This is a genomic window from Evansella cellulosilytica DSM 2522 (assembly GCF_000177235.2).
Lineage (GTDB): Bacteria > Bacillota > Bacilli > Bacillales > Salisediminibacteriaceae > Evansella > Evansella cellulosilytica.
This window is the reverse complement of the sequence record NC_014829.1, coordinates 230427-251923: the sequence shown is the minus strand read 5'-3', so window position 1 is coordinate 251923 and position 21497 is coordinate 230427. Positions and strand designations below refer to the sequence as shown.

Here is a 21497-nt window from a genome sequence, read left to right as displayed (position 1 = left end):
TATTTAAGCTAATTATATAGAAGGTGGAAAAAAATAGAAATGTTTAATTTAGTATTGTTAGGAGCTTTTAAAGAGAATACTTCTAGAGGGAGATTTAAGTAACACATTGAATAGAAACTGAGAATCCGTAGGATTGATATGGTTTTGAAGGCAACTGGAAAGATATATCGAACACAGCCTAAAACCAATATTGATAAGGAATTGAGGGATTATTGAACAGCTAAAAAACTGGAGCCGAATTGGATCTGCCAGAGTTATGATTGAAATATTTATTGATTACATAACGTTCTGCCTGCTCTTTTTTCTTCTCGTTCTTGCCTCAGATGTACCAACTATTTAGCAGGCACATAGTCATTTAAGTACCCCATATAAATATATTAATCATTCCATAATCGTTTAATATCAAAGTTGTTTTGTAATATCCTCAATTGATACACGTCTGGATTACTCAGACCTTTCCATTGCTCAAAGCCAAATTTCTTATCATAGTGATTTAATAATAAGGATATAACTCCTCCATGTGCCACGATAATCGTATTTTCAGAATCACTTGCCACAATGTCATTTACAACTTCTACAATTCGATTCATGGCTTCATTACTGGATTGTCCACCTTCATACTTCAAATCCATATCCTTGAATGTTGCTTCCAGTTTATCCATCCAATCTGGAAAAAAGGTGGAGCTAAGTATACGTTCAGTTAGTCGCCTATCCATCTCAAGTTCCATATTTTTATTCTCTGCAAATGGCTTTATCGTTTGAACCGCTCGCAAGTAAGGACTGGAAATAATTCTATCAACCTTTACCTTTATATTCGATAGAAAGTCAGATAGTTCATTTGCTTGTGTGAATCCTCTTTCCGTTAATGGTGAATCAGAAGATTGTCCTATCGCTTCACAATGTCTAATTATGTATATATTTTTATTCATACTTCCTCCTTTTATAAACCTACAAGGCAACAATTGCACTCTTAACATTCTCAGCTTTTTTAATACTCACTTTTAAATAATCGGGAGCATTAGGGTGTTCATATACTTGTTGAGGTGTCATCCAGTTTACTGACTCTACTTCATCAGGACTTTTGGCAATTGCCTTACCAGAGTCATATTCACACAGAAATACTATATCCACTACATTTTCACCCGAATCAGCTACAAAAGATGTACTATGTACGTATTTTAATTTCTCTTTTACTGTTACATCAACTTCTTCACTTATTTCACGTTTCACAGTTCTTTCTAAAATATCTGATGTATACCCTTCCTGTTCAACTTTACCGCCAACAAGTGATAGCAATCCACCGGCATGTTCCTCTTTTTTACTTCGTTCAATAATCAACCATTTATCATCTTTATATATCGCACCCTCTACATTTACAATGAACATATAAACCTCCAATTGGATATAATAGTTTTTTTTCTAATATAAATTTACTTTCTCTTTCCTGAACTTAACTAATTTTTTTCTTCCTCTTCTTGCTGAATTAGCAAGTTTATCATCATTTTCAAAAATGGAACTGCTTGAGAATCGTTTTCCACCTTGGATTCTATCCAATTGATTTCATCACTCATTAGGTAAATTAAGTTATACACTGCCTTTTTATGAAAATTTGGCGTCATATACATGAAAATTTTCTTTATTTTGTCGAGTTGAATAGGAGGTAATTGTGACTCAAGACTTTTTAATCCCAATTGAGCTTTTTCTGGTTTATACCTATGTAATAATACTTTAGAAAAGTTGACCATAACGTGTTGCAACATTTCCACGGCCCATAAGTCGTTTCCTCTCTGTCTTGCCTTATTATATTGAAAAAGGAACCATGCCACATCATAGGCACATCCACTAAACTCTTCTAAGGAAAGAAGTAAGTTTTGAGTGGATTGAAATTTAGTTAGCCTGCCTTCTGGATCATACAACACATGGAAATAATCTTTTTCTTTGAAACTCTTTTCAGTAACAGTAAATAAATCTACATGAAGGAGATTGTCAAAGACTGCTATCATTTGAGGTGCAATGATAAAGAAATCTTCATAAAACAATATCTTTCTATAAGTCTCTAAATGCTTTAATCGATGTGTTAAAAACAAATCTTCATCTTCTTCGTCGACGAAACAGTAAAGGTCTACATCCGAATATTCATCATATTCACCTCTACCCATAGAACCTTTTAAAAAGATTGCCTTTACAAGTTCATCCTTCATTAAACTTTGCGAAATGGCCTTAACAGCATCTTCCTGCTTCATCATTATCCTCCCAACTTAAAAATAAATATTACGCCATTATATTCCATTTCCTTAGAATAATCAATAATCAATTGTTCCTCTAATCATCTTTTTATCATTGAATTGGATTGAACATCCTATTGAATAATAATATAGAAACCATTGAAGCACATATGGTTTTCCGGCTACCCTTCATCCTTCCTTTTTTATTTGGATACCAACTGTCTTAGTAAAGTGTGGAACCATACTGGTTTGAGTTTGTAAATCCGTTGATTCAATATGGTGAGGAAGAACAATGAATTGCACATAAATGATGGATGAAGAAAAGATTGAATCTTTATCGGTAATAAACAAAGGATTGGTTAATATCTGAAGCAAAGAAAGATAGACTAATTGACTGGTAAATATCAATACACTTTTTTGTAAAACATATGGCATCTACTATGTCCCCAGAAAATAATTCCTTTCCACCGCTACCTCCCTCCCTCATCCCCCTCAAACCCTTCTCTCCCTAGGGCTCACGACCACTTTTCCCTCTCCCCTCCATTTCCTTCATAAAAAAATTACGTTCCAGCTTTTTGGCCATTTTTACCAGTTTGTGTAATGATTTTACACTGATTTTGAGAAAATAATTATGTTCCAGAATAGAGAAGGAATGGACGTAAAGCAGCATTGTTATCTGCCTGAATCAGCCAAGAAAAAACACAGATTCTATTACGTGAGGAAACCAACTGAATAAGAAATGAATTTGCTTGAACCCTTACAGAGCAAGGTTTGAAAGATACCCGTTTAGAAAAAAACGGTTGGATCAGGTTTGATTTTTGATTGAAAATTAAGTCGGATTGCGATTGAAAACCCAGAGAAATTGGCAATAAAAAATCCGAAGGTTAGCCGGAAAAGTACCGGAAAAACCTTCGGATTTGGAACGTTATTTTTTTCTCTGGAACCTTATTATTTTCTAAAGAACCTTAATTTTATATGGAGACACAACAATTATTCCCCTGCTAAAAAGTCTTTCCCCATCCCCTCTCTCCTCCTCACTCCCCTCAAACCCTTGCTACTCTAAGTCCCACCCCTCTTATCTCGCCTTTTTTCTTCATTCTATTCTGCTAATAAGTTGTTCCCTCAAAAGGCTTGTTTTTCGCCATTTTTCCCTCTTTTTTCTGTTCTGGGTTGTACGGAATATTCGGACAATGTTATTAAGATGTTCCGTAATGGAGAGAAGAATTAGGAGAAAAGAAAGGAAATGCAGCTAATCTAAGTTGGCTTTGTAGTTAGGAAACACACTGAATAGAGATTGAATATCCTACGGTTCTATGAGTTGAAATACCGCTGAAACCCTTATTGGACAAGGGATTAAAGGTAGACTGGATAAAAGAAAAAGACTGGACCTGTATTGGATCCAGCCTGAGTTTGTATTAATTTAACGATTGAATTAACGTGATTGTCTCTTTGTTCTTCCTCCCCCGCTCTTCCCTCCGTAATACCAACTATTTAGCAGTAGGTACCGACTTTTTAGCGTGGGGAAAGAGAATAAGACAGGGGGATATAATAGAGGGAAGAATAAGTAATAGGAAGTAAGAAATAAATTCTTATTACTATAAAACAACATCTCTCTTTAGATTCCTACTATATTACTTGTTTATCCTAAATTTCCTCAGTAAACATATCAGATTGTAATATATCAGTGATTTTCAACGTACAACCTCATAAATTCATCTGCAAATTTTCTTACAAAGTCTCTATCAATGGCAGTTGCTAACGCCTCATCGTTCCCTCTAGCATTTTTACTCCAGTTATAAGAGCCATGCATGACATACTCAAAGTCGATAACACAAAATTTATCATGAAGTCTATTCGATAAATACGTCCCTTTAAGTGGAACTTTCACCACTTCAAAATTCCTTTCCAACTTATCCATCAAATATCTATTTGATTCTTCATTTGAAGTAATGATTCGAATGTTTACCCCTACCCTTTTCCTTAACATCAACTCTTCAAATATCTCATTATCGGTAAACCAAGCTACAGACACCCAAATTGCATATTTCGCATTTCGAATACCTTGGACGATTGTTTCTTTTATTTCATCAAAGACCACATCATGTTCAATATCTTCATCACTCTCAAGTTCTACAGGCTTGGGCTTGATGTTTAAACCACCGAAGTCATATTCAGGTGTCTCAATATAAATTAGTGCGGCCAACTTTTCAAAATCATTTTTTAATCCTCTTGCCACTTTTAACATTGGTACAGGTACTCTTAAATCAATATACTCCCAGCTTTGCCAGGACTTCTTAGTGAATTGGTTTGTTTTTCGATAGGTGATGATAGAGTTTCTCAAGATACCAAGCAGCTCGTCTTTATAGTCGTAATCATCATACTTTACGGTTTCTATCATTGTTTTCAAAAATTGCTTTTCGTTCATTTTTCACCCCCTCCCAATGGTTTATATATTAGATCTATCAGTTAGTCTATCAACTTCTCTATTCCTGACTAGCTGCAACCTGGGCTAATACCTCTTGAATTTCTTTGCTAGCCTCATCGTTTGCATCGTTCTGCTCCACTTCACTATCAAAGTTCCCCATCATCATGTTGAAATGAGACTCATGATTAGAATTAATAAAGATCTTTCTAAATACTTTAAAATAGATTTTATTCTGTTCTTGGTTACTATCTACATATAAATCATCGTTCACATGATGCGATCCATCGTTGGCCCAGGATAGTAAAGAATTACAAACAACCTTATCTTCATCAGGAAATTCTTCGATTATTTTATGGACATCAACGTTACCGAAAAATTTAAAGTAGTTTTCCAAGATTCTTCTCATGATGTTTGGTGTTGTTATTGAATTTGGATTTTCATTTAATTCATTCCAAAGAAGCTCATATGAATTTTTAATAGGATTTTCTTCATACTTAGTTATTTGAGATGCATTGTCTGTCTTTCTTAAAATCAAAAAGGTTTCATCATTTAGCTTTTTACTACCGTGCTCTTTATTAAATGAAATTTCCTTATGAAAATATACATTATGAGTCAAAATAATCAATTGCTTAAAGTTCGTGTCATTACTTCTTACCTTTTTCTTTAAATTATTTATTAGGTTGCTGACCATAAATAGTATATTACTGTCTAAGCTAGAAATCGGGTCATCAATCGCAACTATCCTTGCTGTATTTACCTTGTCCTGATCATTACTTCCATTAATAAGCTGATAGAAATACAGGAAGGTAATAAAGGTCTTCTCTCCTTCACTTAACGTTTCGTTTGCATCTTCACCATTTTCCCTTACAATCTTGTAATTACCCTGTTCATCAGATTCTGCTAACTGAAAATTTGTGAACCCAAATGATTTAAGAAGCGTATTAATTTCTTGAATAGAAGGTAAAACACTTGTTAACTGATTTTGAAGTTCAATGGCCTCTTCTTCCAGTTTCCTTTTAAATCCTACTTGTTGGACCTTGCCGTTCTCCATTCCAACTAAAGCTCCATTCTCTCTTCGAAAATTACTCATGTAATTGTCATAATTACCCTTATTCTCTTCAACGATAAAACGCCATATATCTTTTATTAACCTTTCCTTTTCTTCTTTGATATTGTCAATTACCCTATTAAACTCTGAAATTTGCACATTCGCCTGTACAACCTCTGATTTTATTTGCTCAAGGTAGTTTGTAATTGAACTTAACTCAATACTCCTACTTGGTTCATTTCTCTTCCTTTCGAGCAGCTGCATATTTTCCTTGAAAGTAGAATTCATTATTTCAAATAGGGATGATATTTTCTCTTTATTAATATAAGGTATGTCCTCAGTTATAAGAAAATTGTACTGTTCGAAAAAGCCAATTGTATCTCTTTCATATTTTTCTATGGATGAATTAAGGTTTTGTATTTGTTCAGTGTATGTTTCATCAAAATACTCATCCAACTTCCCCTTAAAACTTCTCGGTAACTCCTGTTGACAAAATGGACAAATACCATCTGTACCCTCCATGTGTCTGTGACCTTGTTGCACCCAGTCACTTAAATTTAATTCAGATATTAATCTAGCAATATCTATATCATTTTTACCTATTATTTTTGATTGAAATATTGATTGCTCTTCTACAGAACTATCATATTGAATCTCTGGAATTGGTCTGATTTTTACTCGTGAGTTTTTAAAGACGGATTCCACTCTACTATTTAATTCCTCATATGTATATAGTTCACTGTTGTTATTTACGGCTTCATCCAAACACCTTTCCATAAAGTTCTCTCTTTTATTGCGAAAACCAGTAAATGCCTCTTTGAAGTTTTCATCATACTTTTGTTTTAATTCCCAACAATGATTCGTAAAATTTGTTTTTAAGATTTGTATCTGCTCTTTTTTTTGCCTTATATTATTTTCTAAATTTCCAATTCTGTCCTGATGTTTCTCCGCTTCTTTCAATTTTCCATTAATTAAGGCTAATATATCAGTAGATTCTTTTCCGAGAGTAAAGATACCTTTTATATCGTTATGGATGCTGAAATTCTCTTGAACAAAATACCTATTATAAACAAACAAATCAAAGTCAGGGCTGCCTTGCTTCCATTCAATATTACAAGAAGAGAACTTTTGATTATCCCTATTACGAAGCAATTCAGAAATAGTAGTTTTCCCCGTACCATTACTTCCGTAAATGTAGTTGATCTTACTCAAATTAACTTCAATACCCGTTGAATCATAAGATGCTACTTCCTTAATCCTGATCTTTTCTATCAAATTACTCCCTCCCAACTTTTCCCACTATCAATATAATTTGCCTAGTGTCAACATCTATTTTACAGGAAAAGATTGACAAGTTTAAACAAAATATTAAATATTCCAACTACTTTTTTTGCTTTTTTGTGATATTTAGTTGCACACAAAAAAGCATCCCTGTATTTATGGGATACTCTTTTATCTAATTATTGTAGAATTCTATTATTTTAGTATCTATGATTCTTAATCCCTGCTTTTCTATTGCTCTATTAAAAAAGGAAAATATATGCTAACAAGTTATATAGGAACTCACTTTTCTACCTTTTTTCAATGAAGAATGTCCCCCTAATTTTCAACCTACAAACTAAAAGTGATAGATATTTGGTTCCAGCTTTTCTTTATTTCCCTTTATATGAGGCTTTATCCATGTCTTTTTCCCTGATGGCAAGGTTCTCCAGTGTCCTCTGACCTTCCATGCTTCTTTCATTTTCTTATATGCTTGTCTTTCTTCTTCAGTAATATGTACATCTGGAATTTTTATATTATAAACCACCATATTTATTGGCCGAGTGTTCTTTTTCTTTCCTTTTTTAGTTTTTTTAGTTTTAGTTTTTCGCAATTTCTGAAATGATACTCGCTCCCGCTCATCCCTATACAGTTCCATGTAATTCATCAAAGCGATATGGCTTGAAGTAACAGCGTCCAGATAGTGGACAGCATGTTCTATTTTTAGACCGATATGATTATTTTTGTTTATCGTAAGGTCACTTTTTAACTCAACATAATTCTTGGTGCCTTCCAAAATATGTTCCACCTGGTTCTCACCAATCGTCCGGTAAATTTCATAATAGACCCGCACATCATCTAATTGTTTGAAATACAGTAAAGCTAATGAAGTGGTTAAACCGTGTGCCTTTACAAAGTCCTTGTCGAATTTCAAGTGCGGATCAAGTTCTTGTATAATCACGCCCTCTTCCAAAACTGGGCGAAATTCATTAAAAGCTCCCTCGTGAATATTGAGCCACCAATCATCTAAACGTTTCGAATCCTCTGACGTCAGTAGGATTCTATCCACTGTGTCTAAACGTTCAAATTTCATGACATTTTCCTCCCACTTCCATTTTCTTTATCTTATCATTTATTTATTTTTTCGAATCCCTTATAAATAAAGGATTTGATTCTAAACAGACTCCATCAACACTAATAAAATGAATTGTTTATTAAATGAATTTGATATACTGCGGTTTTTTGATAGTTATTAAGTTTTTGTATTTTTTTCTGCATTAACATAAAATTTCTTTTCCATTTGGAAACCAACTTAGTTCCAAGGGAGAAACTAAGTTTCGTCCTGAAGGGAGTTACAGGAAAATAAGTGGTTACTAGAACTATTATTCACATCAAAAATCCTTCTGCTCATAGGATTCAATATCATTTTTCATTTCTATTTAATTTTAATATTCTTTCAATGCTTATTATTGATTTTTCTTGTAATGGAAAAATCACTTCTTGTTCCGCTCTGATTGCCGGTGAGTTTAATTCAAAATTTTTATTATCACTTTTCATAGCTTCTATAAATCCCTTAATACTAATTCCTGGATTATCTTTTGTTGCTTCTGCTGTAATTATTGTATGATCACATGACGAATTGAACCAATATAAATCTTCTAGATTTTCAGTTGACGTCCATGAAACATAATGATTATTATAATTCACTTCATTCAGGTCTAAATGAACTCTTCTTATTTTTCCTGTATAAAGTAGATATTTTGCAAAATCATTATCATTTTTATCTTCACTGCTCTCCCAATTACGAATGTCTTGTAATACCTTTTTCCAACATTCATCTGTATTGTCTAAATTTCTTCTACCACTTCCTTTTTTCGGATGATTTATCCACATTTGAAATAATTCATATAGATTCATTTTTTACTCCTTATTTTTAATACATACCATTTTGAATAAAAACCGATTGAATATACATTAACAAAAGTAAGTCAAAACCCAATTATTAAAATAATCGCATTATTGTATTTTCCCGCTAAATATATTTCCAAAGTTATTATCCAGAAATTCAGCCATTTTAGTAGCCTGAAAAGACCAGTGTTGACCTTTTGTTTCGGGATAATAAACAAATCCTCCTTTATTAATGTCAAGTATCTTTCTGAACCTTCCAGGATATAGAATATTTTCTTTGATCCATTCTGACTTTTTATTGATACGTTTTTCAAGATCTTTCATGTTCCAATACAAACCCGATAATTCTTTTTGCTTTAACATTTCATATTCAACTCTTGTAATAAGTACCATATCCTCTGGAATTGTTATTACAACTTCGGCTTTTAGTTTTTGCAAGATTCAACCACCCGCTAACCTTACTTTTATTGTGTTTACTAATAATGATTATAGAAGCCAATCCCTTCAGCTATTAAAGTATCCACTCACTTAATACCATTACTACAAAATGCAAAGTTTCTTTTTCAAATCATAGAATATTGCCTCTTGATGTTGATATAAGACCAAATACTGAAAAGAAGGGGTATCTTCAGTTAATTTCTTTATCATCGTTTCTTCTCCCACCTTCACACCTTCAAAAATGATGGTAACAGTAGGTAAAGCTCGGCTAATACCTCGTTTAATATTATCTAATCTCCAGTAATCTTGAAGTAGGTTATTTCTAACGCTGTATTTCTTTGTCAACTCTTTATAGGAGGTGCTTGATTTTTCATGTGTTTCCCAGCGAGTAGAACCAATCTCACGCTTCACGGAGATTCCGTATTGAATTTCTAAAGATTTATCAAGAAAAGCAATATCTAATTCATTTTCTTTCCCATTTACACCCTTAACTTTATAGTTTCTTTTCAATGTATAAGGAAGACTTTGAGCCTCGACCCAGTGATTGAGATACATATTAACGACCAGTTCTGTAATTCCTGTTAAGTTGTTGCTATGCCCCATAAACTCAACACTTTTATCGTAAAAATCTTTCTTCAAATTATATAAATCGTTACCAGAGAGCGTAAAAACATTTGATTTAATAAAACTGTCTACCTCTTCAAGTGCATTGCGGAACATAAGTATCACTCCCGTTTTAAGAAATCAACAAATTCCTTATAAAACTCCTTTTTAATAGCAGCTTTTCTCAGAACCTTCCATTCTTTAATCTCTTCTCCCTTCTCCATCATTTCATTTATTACATACTTCACCCTTCTTAAACGAAAATCCTGTTCTGATTCAGAAACTTTTTCAATGAACACCCTCGTTTCCGGCAACTTATCCAAATGTCTTTCCAATAAGGCTCTTTCACCAATGCCATCTCCAAGTATCTTAACCGTGATTCTTACTGGCTTCTTATCAATGCCTCTTAACTCACTTACAACCTTCTGAACCTTCTCTAATATTTCTTTATCCCTTTCTAGCCAATTGACTCGGTTATTTGTTGGGTCCACCTTCTTCCTCTTCGGTGAATTTACCTTTAACCAATCTCTATCATGACGATACAAATAAGCATACACTTCGGGCCTTTTCTTCCTCAATTCTGTTTTTGAAAGGCCAGGAAAATCCCTTTGAAGATGAATCCATTCATAACGGTGTTCCTTTACCAAATCACTATCAATCCGAACTTTCGCCTTTTGTTTATTTTCAATATTTTTCTTTTCATATTTAATTACTGTATTGGTATCAACACCAAGTATCCTAGCAACTTCCCGATAACTTAATCCCTTATTTAACAATAATTGCAGCTCCCTCTTCCAAAGGAAACCAAAATCCATAATTCGACTAAACTTGTAACAATCATCTTTGTTGGGGTCCATTCCCTTCCTTGTATAAGAAAAGTCACAGGTGTGACAAGTAAATCGTCCAATTAGCTTCTTCGTTTTTTCACATCTTCTAATCGTTATCTCTGGAATGGCGTTTTTCTTATAATCTGGACATGTAGCATTTAAACAAGGCCAATTAGGATGACCAAATGGGGTATTTTCAAAAGAAGTTTCCTCGAATGCTGCATTCACTTTTAAATCAAAAAAGTTGAGCATCAACAAATGATAGTATGGATGGAACGATTTTCGATGTTTCCTTGAAAAATTGGCTATCCATTGTGTCGCCCTAGGCTCTATACAAAGGGTATTCAATAACTCTTCAGAATAAAGGTTATAAAAGGCATCATATAACGCTTTTTGCTTTACCTGTCCTTTTAAACTAGCATAACCTTTTTCAATTAAATGATAGCGATAAAACTGTGTAAAATGAGAAAATGTTTGATTTTGATACTTTCTATTCAGCAAATCCTCTGCTTGTAAAACAATATTTTTTAGTTGTATTAAGCTGGTCTCAGTAATCATACTCTTTCTGTTCAAATCACAGTTGCTAGTGGTTGGTAAGATAAAAGCATGTTTATTAGAATGAGTTATCAATACATCGCTATCCTCTAAACACAACTCATGCTTAGTACAAATGAGATTACCAGGTAACTGATGAGTTCGATGCCAATACATTTCTCCAAAAGTAGCAATATCTTCCCTGGCACAAGCTGAACAATACTTTAAATACTTATTTTGTGGTATCGAACTTGCCATAATACCGGATTGCATATATATCTTTTTTCCGTCATTACTTATCATTGATTCATAAATTGATTGAGCCTTTTCTGTTGGTATGAACACTGTATAAAAAGGATACATTGTATGCTTCTCTATCAATATCTGTTCATTTAATGTCGTGTTTTTAGGTAACCGCTGAACAAGAGAACCGATTCCCGAAGGTAACAATACCGTGGCACTTATAGTCCTCTTGCCAAATAAATCTTCCAATGTGTGTTTCCAAAAAACATTGCCCGATCGGATGTGATACCTAGCAATCACACTAAACAAAAGCTCATCTGGATAGGGTGTTGGAAATTGTATAATCATGACACAACACGCTCAGGGTAATCTTGCTTAATTACTCCAGCATCTAGTAATGCTTGATACGCAGTTACTTGTTGTTCTTTCCCTTTTTTTATAATGGTTCTTAGGTCATTACTTATTACTTTTTCCGTACTTTTGTCATTATTGTTTAATAAAAGAAAAGCATCTTTTACGATTTGTGATACCTCTTCTAATTGATTGTTCTCAGAAATAGCCTTTTGTACTGCCTTAACGGCAACGTCATTATTAAAACCTAGCATCCCTAAACGGAATGTAGCGTCATCAATTAATTGTAGTTGCTCATTTTTCCGTTTGGCTCCCTCTTGGAGTGAGTTCATTACCTGTTTTTGATCAACAGTAATCCGTTCTTGTTCCATAAAATCCTCAATTTTTGGTAGCATCAAGTCATCGTATTTTGCTAGTTTGCTATAATCTTTGCTTTTTAACATATTTAACATAGGCTGAACCATTTTTAACTCTTCTTGAGCCACTTGTTTAATTAACGCAGTGGTTATCCTTTCCTTACAGCTACTAATCGCACGTAACTGCACCATCATATAGAGCTTAATTGCGATGTCTGCTATCCCTTGGGACTCATCATATAGGGTTGAAGAAATTTCTTCTGTAAAAAGCACGTCCTCTTTTATCCACTGATATTTCCACATACCACTAACAAATAGATCCCATATGTCATTCTTTTCAAAACGATCCCACATGATGTTTCCCATATTAGTGCTTCTTCTCGCTTGTCTAAACTGTGATTGCAAGACATCCATTGCTTTTGGGGTTCCGACCATAATAAGAGGGATATTTATCGTATTGATTAAGGCAGTAAAAAAGTTTAGTATCTGTGATGACCTAGAACTTTTGATACCCTTCAAATGTTGTAACTCATCCAAAAACAACATTCCAAGGTTTATACTTTTAGCTATCTGAGCCATGATAGGCATTAGTTGGCTTGTTGACAAATGACTGTTCACATATCTATTGAAATAGTTGGAGCCAAGGAGTAGATCTACCTGATACATAAAATCGTAAATAATGGTTTTTACGGAACCATCAAAAGGAGTCTCAATTTTCAAATAGGTTATTTGATAATGATTTAAGGCTTTCCCTTTATACGAAACATGAGAAATCACCTGTGGAATAGTTTGTAATATTCGCTGTAATGTTCGTGTTTTTCCTACACCAGAGACCCCCAAAATACTCAATGTTTGTCCTGTCTGGATAATAGACTTATCGAATGATTTATTCTGTATATTGTTCCAATTATCCACAAAACTCTGTGCATAAGTAGAGCTTACAGGATTTCGATAAGTATAACCTGTTCTAATTAACCTTGAAATTGATGACTCAATTTTCAGATGAATCGGTATGGCTTGAAAATATTGTAACAATCTTGAGATCAGATGAACTCTCTGATGGTCATTCATATATCTTTCTTCCACATTATAAGGAGGATACATGCTTAAACGATCAATAACTTCCTCCTGAGAATAAATTGGAGGCAATGCCTCAATAAGAGGATTGCCTTGATACTCCAATATTTCCTGTTCCCTATACTCTGCAACTTGAGCTTTGGTTCCATTAACTAATTCATTTATCTTCATCACGAAGCACTTCCTTTTGTTTTTTACGGAAAATATCTAGCACGTTTACCGATTCAAGATCATGATTTACTTTGTTCAATTGCTTTCCAATGTTTTGTTGATCTATTACGGCTTGTTGTTCCCTTTTCAATACTTCTCTCTCCTTTTCTCGATTTTCTCTAATATTCTTTATATCTTTAGGAACCTCACCATTAAGAGATTGGTCTTTGGTTTTCTCCTTCGCCTGTTTAACAATTGATTCAATATCCTGAGCTAACTGCATAGCTCCATTCATTTGAGCTTCTACATATTCCGCCTTTTGTAACCGCAGGTTCTCCTTTAAGCTAACAAGTTCTTCCTCCTTGGCATCTCTATACATTTCATATTGCTCGATTAAAGAACAGACTTCATAGTTTTGCCTATCTATCCGAATGTAAATAGTTGCTACACTTTGAGGATTATAATATACTTCCATTTTCCAATTCCCCTGAATTCGAGCATTAGAAAACCACCTCTCTTTTACAGCTTTAGAGCATGTGTAATAAAGATTGCCAAAATGAATGCCCTTGGGAGTTACTGTTGCTTGGGATTTTGGATAAATATTACTTCGAATTGCATCTAATAACATTGTTCTTAGCTGGCCATTTCCTTTGTGTAACCCCCATTTGAAAATCTCAATCGGGATAGGCCGAATCTTTTCATCTATCATATTTTGTGTTAAAGGATAGTCCGAAAGAAAGTTATGATTGTTGTAATAGAGAACGCAGCGAACCAAAATCTGAGTGTATTCGCTGAGGTTAAGAACTGCCTTTTTTCTGTAATCTTGGCCACCTCGTTTCATATAATCTTTCTGTATGGATCCTGGTAGGAACGGGCTTATGTGTTGCTGAACGATATGAAAGTATTTTTCGCAAACCGATTTTAATTCAGGTCTATATGAACCAGTGTTTTGTATTTTAATATTTAGATTTTCTACTATTTGAGTTAATTCATTCGAGATTAATTCACTTCCCCTATCTGCCAATAAAGTGTGAGGAACATAGTGTATTGGCCAATCATCATTTCCGATCTCCATATCAAGTGTTCGTTTGCAAAAGTCTTTTTTATTTTCAAAGGTATTAGCCAATGCAACCCTCAATGACTGCCCGGACATATTCTCAATACCAACACCTAACCCTACTATGGTACGGGAAAAAATATCCACACAAAGATATACAATACTTCGACCAATAACAATGTTTCTATCTAGCGAGGAAACTAAATATATATCACCAATCGTTGCATCAATGGCATATGTGCCTATCCCCATAGAATCTTCTGTGGCTGAACCAGTTATAGCTCGATAATTTTGTAAAAATTCTCTTCGTCCTTCTCTTTTATGAATCGCATCTTCCGGCTTGTACCACTTGCGATACCAATAGTAAAATTGGTCATATGAAATAATCGGCTTTTCTACATCCAATACTTTATAGCCCGATTTTTCATCCTCTTTGGAGAAATACTCTTTTACCATTTGTTGATAAGCATATTTCAATGATGGCTTTGAACGAATAAAGTAGTATTTTTCTAGGCTTATTCTAATGATTTCCTTCCATTCATCAGTAATTGCTCCTCTCTGAATAGAAGAAGAGTAAGCGAATTTCCTTCCCGCCTTTTTGTTATATTTACGATCCATCCCATACTGTTTACCGCAATTATTAAAGTCGGGTAATAGAGCATTCTTTATCATCCCTCTTGTCCAATACCGTATTAAGTATTTTCGAACTGTCTTTGTACTAAGGGCAAAATCCTTACTAGCTATTTTTATGAGTGCTGATCGTTGCTTCGGATCAAAGATTTCTGGAGTTAAACAGATTTGATTTATTAGCCTCCACGCTTTATCACGTATTTCAATTTCCGATTCTGATAAATCCTCTTCATCTACACTGATAGCCCAAGGATCTGTTTTAACCTTGATAATCTCACCTCTATTAAAGGATGCTTCTATATTGTGTATTCCCTCACTGTATGGAAATGATAATTTACGGATATTGACCAAAAAACAAAGTTGATTCTTATTGTCTACCCAAACTATCCTTTGAATGTGGTCGGGATTTTCCGTGCTTTGTAATAAATCATTAATGACCAACTGCATATCTATTATCACCACCATTTTTACCCACAACTTCAACCTGATAGTTTTCGATACTAGAAGTCAAATAGATTTTTTTGGTTAAATCCATGCTTATTTCTTTATTGGCTATTAAATGTTTAAACAAAATTAGTCCCAAACCTTCATCTAAGCTATATCCCCTTTCCAATCGGGAGAAAACCCCTTGAAACGTATCATATTTATTGGATAGACACTGAACCATATCCCGTTTTAAGTGCACTAAATTGGAAGTAAGTATGGGGTAATCTTGAATGTCATAGGAATTCAATACCCAACCAATATTTCGTGCCAATTGTTTATTAATTTCTTTTTCTGTAACTATCCCAAAATCAATCCCTTTCTTCTCAAAATACCTTCTTTGCAGTTCAATTCGTTGCAAGGTTGCACTTTTTTCCAACTCATGCGATTGCTTGATGATTCTTGCTTGATAATAAGGTTCACCATTTTCTCCCTTTCTTGTAACCAAAAAAGAAACCGTAAAGATATGTGGTACTTGAGTCTTCTTATCAAACAGTTTCTTTGTTAGCTCTTCGTCCACTTGAATATTCATGTCATGGAAATCTAGTAAAGGATACTGCTCTCTTATGTCAGCAACATCATTATCAAACTCTAAAAAATAGAAGTAATATAACTGCAAATCACTCAACAGATGATGCACCCTTTGTGTGGTATGACCAAAAATGCGAGTGGATCTGCCCTTAGAGGCTATATCTTGAACCTGTAGCCATGGCTTATAGTCTTTACCCATTCCTTGTCCTCGTTTTTCTTTCAGAAACCTATTGATAGTTGTTTCGTTCCATTCTCTAATCATGATTGTCGTTTCTCCTCTTTGTTATCAAAATACTTGTCATCGTAATTGTAAAAAGAGTAACCCTTGGACAAGAAGAGTATTTATCATTGTAGTTAAATCTTCCTCTTCTAAATTTTTACATCCTTCCTCAATCAACTTGTATCGTGTAAATTTATTAAAATTCTGGTTGTTTATTCTCTTTTTTTGTTTGCTAAAATAAACATCAACCCAACCAAAAAGTTCATCTATATTGGCGAAAGAGATGTTGCCTAAATCTTGCTGTTTTATTGCCTCCATGACACTTTGCGACAAATTAGAATGCCACTTATGTGAAATAAGCTCTTTATCATGTGAAACTGACCACAGAGTTTTCAACTCATTCACTTCATAATCAAATCCTGCTCCATACTCCCATACCAATTTATTTATTAATCCACGAAAAACCAAGATATACCTTTTAGATACATCAATTGAGTGTTTGGAATAGTAATCACTCTCCAGCATATAGTAATTTTCCAGTATGGTAACAATCTTTCTAAACTCACTTAGAGATAGTTCTCCGTGTACTTTCTTAACAATACTGGATATTAGATTACTCCTTGAAGGTTGTATGACTTCCGAATCCACTTCAAAATAATAGGGCTGAAGTGACAATAAGTACCTTAGAGCCTTACTAGGACACTCAAATCTATTAAGCAAATCTCTTATAACTAAGTCACACATATTCCATTCCTTAGACCCTATTTTTTCTTGAAGAATGAAGTGTTCATTCTTAGTGGCTGTATCAATAGGGATCTTAAATTCTGATTTAAAAAGGGTTGAAAGTTCTTCCCAACTTTGGAATGGTGAACAGTTCAAATCCTTTTCACAGGTAATGTTGCAGAGTTCATCATTTATTCTGGTTAGTTGCCTTCGTACTAAGTATGTAGAAAACGTTACCCCCGTCTTTTCCTTAAACTTCTTCGCAAATTCTTCAAAAGTGCAGCCTGTTACATACTCAACCGTTTTTTCATTGATTTCATCATGATAATGTTCTTCAATGTAATCCAAGACTAATGAAATAGCATTCATATTTTCGTTGTCCTCCTTAAAAATAAAAAACACTTGTGGATTGACTATTGTCAAAATGGATTGTTTTTTTTATCCATGTAACAAAGTCAGCAACAAATGCTTTTATCTCAAAAAACTTATTTAATTGATTCATAGGTTCACCTGAAGGTATAAATTATCGAGATCTTCCTGCAACAACCCAATATATCTTTTAGTTTCAGCAATAGAATTGTGGTTTAGGGCCATACATATGTAATCAAGTGATATACCTTTTTTAAATGCGAATAGAGCCCAAGTTTTCCGAAGTCCGTGCGTCCCAAATCGTTCTTTTATTCCGACCATATCACATGCTTCATTTAGCATTGATGCTGCATATTGTCTAGAAATCGGTTGATTGATTCCTTTCCTACTTGTAAACAGGTAATCTTCCCTTTGCTTTTCAGGAAATTCCTTCATGTATTCCTTGATAGCCTTTGTTAGGTTCGGTGTAATCGGAAACCTTTTATATTTACCAGTTTTCTTCTCATTCATTTCTATAAACCCCAGTGGTTTCTTTCCATCCCATACATGGTTAACTCGCAATTTCAAAATATCACTAATCCTTAAAGCAGATGAGATTCCCACCATAAAGAGTAAAAAGTCTCTTTTATTCTTCCCTCGTAAATATGCTTTTACCGCTTCAAGCTGCTTTAAATCCCTAATAGGCTGGACAACTTTCAATAGTTTCACCCCCTAAATGTCTTTACAAAACCATTTTAAATCTATTGATGAGGAAAGCTCAAGAGCCTAGGGGCAATAAATGGATACTTTATTATTTTTTTAATTTACTGTAATAAAAAAACATAGAAATCTTGGAGGGACTTCTATGGTTGAAGGCATTAGTTATTCTCTTATATGAAATGTCTTAAAATCACCTTTAAATCCACAGCTTCTCAAAAATTCCATGTACTTCTCTATATTAGCTTTGTCATAGTCATTAAAGGACCAAGTGACTTTCTTAGTGTTAATGCGTTTACATATTTCCACAAAATAGATAGCATCCACTTCATTAAATGAAAAACCATACGAATATATATTTGTTATATTTGCATCTCTTAAACTTTCAAAAAAGTCCAAGTTTTCTTCAAGAGCCTTTTCTGTCTTCTTTCTCAACTGTTCATCAATATTACTTAAACCGTCCTGAGAACCGATATGACTTTGCATATATCTCTCATAATAGTCTTCCTTGCTCCCGTGGCCAAAGTAAATCTCTTCAGTCTGCTTTCCATGTATATGACAGATATTTTCCGGAGAAATATTATAAACTATCTCTAGTGTTTCAGTATAATTGAATGATAAAAACTGCTCTTTATCCTTTAATAGCTTAATAAAGTCGCTTTTCGGGCTTGCTGAGTGAAGACTTATTGAATTTACCCATTCCCAAAAGAAGTTTTGTATCTTTGTAGTTGGAATGACTAATTGAGAAGATAGATCTTCATTTCGATATACGGTTTTCCACATATCAATATCCCCATCTTTATCCAATATATCATCGAACCAATCAAACGCTTCACTAAAATCTAAATACCCTAGTGCAGTTTCTATGTCACTCCACTTTTCTTCATTTTGCTCAGCAGTATTTATTAAATAAAAAAGCATGGACAATACTTCTGCATCATCATATTCAATGCCACCATCAGGTAAATGAATTTCATCAGGTACTATCAACTCATCCATTTTTATTTCTGGATAGTTTAAGAGGAGATACTCTCTAAAATGATTGTATGATGTTTCTAACCCATGGTCCAAATCAAATCCATTCCCAATTACAAAAAGATTAGCCACTATACTATATCATTCCTTTCTCAAAGGCTAAATATCACATATCTAATAACACCAAAAAGAAAAAGTAAAGTAAATCAATGAATATTACATAATAAGTATAATAGAAGGATTGAAGAACATTCAAAAAATTGTTGTAATAAATAGAAATAGCAATGTTGATTTAACCGCATTCCTTTGTTTACACAACAGGGTTGTGTAAAGTAAGTGATTATAAATTATCTTCCCAAATTCCTATTTGAGTGTCAGAGGTTAGATAAATTTTCATTATAGTTTTATATTATAGATAACACCCAATTTTACCAGTGCAAGTAATCAGGCCTTATGGCAAAACGGAATAATTCGGGAACTATTTCTATTTTTATTGAACTAGGAATATTTTCTTTATATTTATTTTTAGCATAATTGCTTTCAAATGCAACGCCCCAAATATAGGAAGGTTCTATATCTTCAAAAACTAAGACTTCAGCTTGAGGGCTCGTTGTTAAGGATTTATCAATGTTTAATTTACTTCTTGATGGTTTTCCACTTATGTTATTAAACAACCCATTTAGAGATTCGACACTCATTCTTTTGTTTAATGGTATCTTAGAGACATTAGAACTTGCAGCATTTTCATTACAAAATCCACATCTTTTTTCCCAAATGATATCTGGTTTTATGCCCAATACAACCCATTCACAATTAAACTTATTTTTATATTTGTACAGTAGAATATTATTTGGTAAATGAATAGACACACTTGTTGCATTTAAAAATTCGTCATACCTATTTGGATCATTCCTCGACACTTCAAGACTTAGACTTTTTTGCTTTGAAACTGATAAAATTCCATATCGGAAAATACTATTAAGATTCTCTGCTCTAGTAAAATGCAATAAGAATCGTATTCCATTATCTTCTGCAGCTCTTTTAATATCTTCTCTAAACATGGTTACATCATCTCCTAAATCGTTTCTTAAAGTCACAAAAGTGCATGGCCTACATTACTAATTTCCATCTCAATTTTCGTTTTGTATGTAAACATACTTAAAGATTGTTCTAGATATTTCTTACTTTAATTGAAAAATTAAACATTTCGAAATTAACAATTCTAGGTATGAAACTTTTTTACTTTGAAATACATAAAATACTCCGAGGACAAATGGGGCAATCTTAAAATATTGAGCTAATTACATTGACATATATCTGGTATAGTAAATCACCCCAGAAAAGGCTATGATATAAAAATAAAATACATTAATGCTTCAAGATTAACAGAATTTATAAGTTGTTGCACTCATTCATGGACGTTTTGGAACTTCTACATGACTAAGTTTAAATATAAAAGTGGGGGGATTCTTGATGGAAAAAGAAATATTAATAAATACAGGTGTATCATTATCAAAGTCAGCTTTGGGAGCAGTTCCTTTTGTTGGCACCCTATTGAATGAAGTATTTTTTGATTACCGTGGGAGACTTAAACAGCAAAGAATTAACACTTTTATTGAGGATCTAAAAAAATATCTGGACTCACATGTCAACGAAAGAAATATTGACATGAAATATGTAAGGAGCGAACAGTTTGGGGATTTGTTTGAGTCAATAATAAATAGAGTTAGCCAGAATAACCAAAAAGATAAGATTGATCGGTTTAAATCAGTTCTAGTAAACCAAATGATAGCCCCGTATGAAACAGATTATACAGAAACATTCTTAGATATTGTTTCAAAAATAAGCGAGAAACAAATTGAAATATTAAGTGTCTACAGGAAGGTCCATGAAGGGATAATTAAAAACGAAGATGATTTAATGAATAGAAATCTACTTGATGCCAACCATGAGTTGAAAACCTCTGATTTTAGGACACCACAATATTATAATCTCGATAAGAATATATATATGTTTTATGTTCAAGATTTGGTCTCGAAGTCTCTTCTTCTCGATGACAGTATTAACAGATTCAGTACAAGACCTTATGAAATACTTGAAATAACAGCTTTTGGATTAGAGTTTTTAAGATTTATTGAAAGAAAATGAGATTGTTATTAATTATTGATACATTTCTTACAATACATTTAACAAATGTGTTGGCAAATTAAAAGGGAAGTTTAATCGGTATGAATACGGACACAAAACATTGCCATTATTGGCATCTTTTTTACCAATTAGCACTAAGAGATTTACCGTCCGTTGTCAATAATTTTCCATTAAAATAAAATGTACACTTGAAAGAAGTCCAAGTGTGCATTATTTTATG

At 33.4% G+C, this 21497-nt stretch carries 19 protein-coding genes; 1 reads left to right on the top strand and 18 read right to left on the bottom strand.

All coding sequences use genetic code 11. The annotated features are described in order from the left end of the window. Positions 1-377 precede the first annotated feature (377 nt). The 18 genes from BCELL_RS01270 to BCELL_RS01185 form a co-directional block, all read right to left on the bottom strand. On the bottom strand, positions 378-929 hold the full coding sequence (locus BCELL_RS01270; RefSeq protein WP_013486858.1) for a histidine phosphatase family protein: 552 nt from the start codon (positions 927-929) through the stop codon (positions 378-380). A gap of 19 nt (positions 930-948) precedes the next feature. Beyond that, the gene (locus tag BCELL_RS01265) at positions 949-1386 is read right to left on the bottom strand and encodes an NUDIX hydrolase (protein ID WP_013486857.1); all 438 of its coding nucleotides are present in this window, start codon (positions 1384-1386) and stop codon (positions 949-951) included. Positions 1387-1454: 68 nt separating this feature from the next. Beyond that, positions 1455-2246, bottom strand: coding sequence for a nucleotidyltransferase domain-containing protein (locus BCELL_RS01260; RefSeq protein ID WP_049786614.1), 792 nt, complete (start codon positions 2244-2246; stop codon positions 1455-1457). A gap of 168 nt (positions 2247-2414) precedes the next feature. Then, positions 2415-2660, bottom strand: coding sequence for a hypothetical protein (locus BCELL_RS01255; RefSeq protein WP_041808094.1), 246 nt, complete (start codon positions 2658-2660; stop codon positions 2415-2417). 1246 nt (positions 2661-3906) lie between these two features. After that, a complete protein-coding gene (locus BCELL_RS01250; protein WP_013486855.1) occupies positions 3907-4650 on the bottom strand; it encodes a phospholipase D-like domain-containing protein in 744 nt (247 codons plus the stop codon). A gap of 58 nt (positions 4651-4708) precedes the next feature. Further along, positions 4709-6973 carry an ATP-binding protein gene (locus tag BCELL_RS01245; protein ID WP_013486854.1) on the bottom strand — a complete coding sequence of 755 codons (2265 nt, stop codon included), beginning with the start codon at positions 6971-6973 and terminating at the stop codon, positions 4709-4711. A gap of 343 nt (positions 6974-7316) precedes the next feature. Further along, positions 7317-8051, bottom strand: a complete 735-nt coding sequence (locus BCELL_RS01240; protein ID WP_013486853.1) for a hypothetical protein — start codon at positions 8049-8051, stop codon at positions 7317-7319. Positions 8052-8380: 329 nt separating this feature from the next. Further along, positions 8381-8875, bottom strand: a complete 495-nt coding sequence (locus BCELL_RS01235; RefSeq protein ID WP_013486852.1) for a hypothetical protein — start codon at positions 8873-8875, stop codon at positions 8381-8383. Positions 8876-8974: 99 nt separating this feature from the next. Beyond that, complete coding sequence (locus BCELL_RS01230; RefSeq protein ID WP_013486851.1) at positions 8975-9304, bottom strand: DUF771 domain-containing protein; 330 nt, start codon at positions 9302-9304, stop codon at positions 8975-8977. A 102-nt stretch (positions 9305-9406) separates the two neighbouring features. Further along, entirely contained in the window at positions 9407-10024 is a 618-nt protein-coding gene (locus tag BCELL_RS01225; RefSeq protein ID WP_013486850.1) for a hypothetical protein, read from the bottom strand. A 5-nt stretch (positions 10025-10029) separates the two neighbouring features. Then, positions 10030-11859 carry a TnsD family Tn7-like transposition protein gene (locus BCELL_RS01220; RefSeq protein ID WP_013486849.1) on the bottom strand — a complete coding sequence of 610 codons (1830 nt, stop codon included), beginning with the start codon at positions 11857-11859 and terminating at the stop codon, positions 10030-10032. After that, positions 11856-13466, bottom strand: coding sequence for an ATP-binding protein (locus BCELL_RS01215; RefSeq protein ID WP_013486848.1), 1611 nt, complete (start codon positions 13464-13466; stop codon positions 11856-11858). The genes BCELL_RS01220 and BCELL_RS01215 overlap by 4 nt, the downstream gene beginning before the upstream one ends. Further along, positions 13453-15597 carry an integrase catalytic domain-containing protein gene (locus BCELL_RS01210; protein WP_245546922.1) on the bottom strand — a complete coding sequence of 715 codons (2145 nt, stop codon included), beginning with the start codon at positions 15595-15597 and terminating at the stop codon, positions 13453-13455. Before BCELL_RS01210 ends, BCELL_RS01215 begins: the two co-directional genes overlap by 14 nt. Next, positions 15563-16408, bottom strand: a complete 846-nt coding sequence (locus tag BCELL_RS01205) for a heteromeric transposase endonuclease subunit TnsA (RefSeq protein WP_013486846.1) — start codon at positions 16406-16408, stop codon at positions 15563-15565. The genes BCELL_RS01210 and BCELL_RS01205 overlap by 35 nt, the downstream gene beginning before the upstream one ends. A gap of 36 nt (positions 16409-16444) precedes the next feature. Beyond that, positions 16445-17458, bottom strand: coding sequence for an AraC family transcriptional regulator (locus tag BCELL_RS01200; RefSeq protein ID WP_013486845.1), 1014 nt, complete (start codon positions 17456-17458; stop codon positions 16445-16447). 129 nt (positions 17459-17587) lie between these two features. Then, entirely contained in the window at positions 17588-18166 is a 579-nt protein-coding gene (locus tag BCELL_RS01195; RefSeq protein WP_245546920.1) for a tyrosine-type recombinase/integrase, read from the bottom strand. Between the two features lie 153 nt (positions 18167-18319). Next, the gene (locus tag BCELL_RS01190; protein WP_013486842.1) at positions 18320-19261 is read right to left on the bottom strand and encodes a bacteriophage abortive infection AbiH family protein; all 942 of its coding nucleotides are present in this window, start codon (positions 19259-19261) and stop codon (positions 18320-18322) included. Between the two features lie 296 nt (positions 19262-19557). After that, complete coding sequence (locus BCELL_RS01185; RefSeq protein WP_013486841.1) at positions 19558-20190, bottom strand: DUF4433 domain-containing protein; 633 nt, start codon at positions 20188-20190, stop codon at positions 19558-19560. Positions 20191-20602: 412 nt separating this feature from the next. On the opposite strand from BCELL_RS01185, the gene BCELL_RS01180 reads away from it, so the two are divergent. Then, positions 20603-21277 carry a hypothetical protein gene (locus BCELL_RS01180; protein ID WP_013486840.1) on the top strand — a complete coding sequence of 225 codons (675 nt, stop codon included), beginning with the start codon at positions 20603-20605 and terminating at the stop codon, positions 21275-21277. The last annotated feature ends 220 nt before the right edge of the window (positions 21278-21497 follow it).

Coding starts and splice junctions, on each gene's coding strand:
- BCELL_RS01185 (WP_013486841.1), bottom strand. CDS start 20,190: ATGTTTAGAGAAGATATTAAAAGAGCTGCAGAAGATAATGGAATACGA.
- BCELL_RS01265 (WP_013486857.1), bottom strand. CDS start 1,386: ATGTTCATTGTAAATGTAGAGGGTGCGATATATAAAGATGATAAATGG.
- BCELL_RS01250 (WP_013486855.1), bottom strand. CDS start 4,650: ATGAACGAAAAGCAATTTTTGAAAACAATGATAGAAACCGTAAAGTAT.
- BCELL_RS01205 (WP_013486846.1), bottom strand. CDS start 16,408: ATGATTAGAGAATGGAACGAAACAACTATCAATAGGTTTCTGAAAGAA.
- BCELL_RS01225 (WP_013486850.1), bottom strand. CDS start 10,024: ATGTTCCGCAATGCACTTGAAGAGGTAGACAGTTTTATTAAATCAAAT.
- BCELL_RS01180 (WP_013486840.1), top strand. CDS start 20,603: ATGGAAAAAGAAATATTAATAAATACAGGTGTATCATTATCAAAGTCA.
- BCELL_RS01260 (WP_049786614.1), bottom strand. CDS start 2,246: ATGATGAAGCAGGAAGATGCTGTTAAGGCCATTTCGCAAAGTTTAATG.
- BCELL_RS01255 (WP_041808094.1), bottom strand. CDS start 2,660: ATGCCATATGTTTTACAAAAAAGTGTATTGATATTTACCAGTCAATTA.
- BCELL_RS01215 (WP_013486848.1), bottom strand. CDS start 13,466: ATGAAGATAAATGAATTAGTTAATGGAACCAAAGCTCAAGTTGCAGAG.
- BCELL_RS01200 (WP_013486845.1), bottom strand. CDS start 17,458: ATGAATGCTATTTCATTAGTCTTGGATTACATTGAAGAACATTATCAT.
- BCELL_RS01270 (WP_013486858.1), bottom strand. CDS start 929: ATGAATAAAAATATATACATAATTAGACATTGTGAAGCGATAGGACAA.
- BCELL_RS01235 (WP_013486852.1), bottom strand. CDS start 8,875: ATGAATCTATATGAATTATTTCAAATGTGGATAAATCATCCGAAAAAA.
- BCELL_RS01210 (WP_245546922.1), bottom strand. CDS start 15,597: ATGGTGGTGATAATAGATATGCAGTTGGTCATTAATGATTTATTACAA.
- BCELL_RS01240 (WP_013486853.1), bottom strand. CDS start 8,051: ATGAAATTTGAACGTTTAGACACAGTGGATAGAATCCTACTGACGTCA.
- BCELL_RS01220 (WP_013486849.1), bottom strand. CDS start 11,859: ATGATTATACAATTTCCAACACCCTATCCAGATGAGCTTTTGTTTAGT.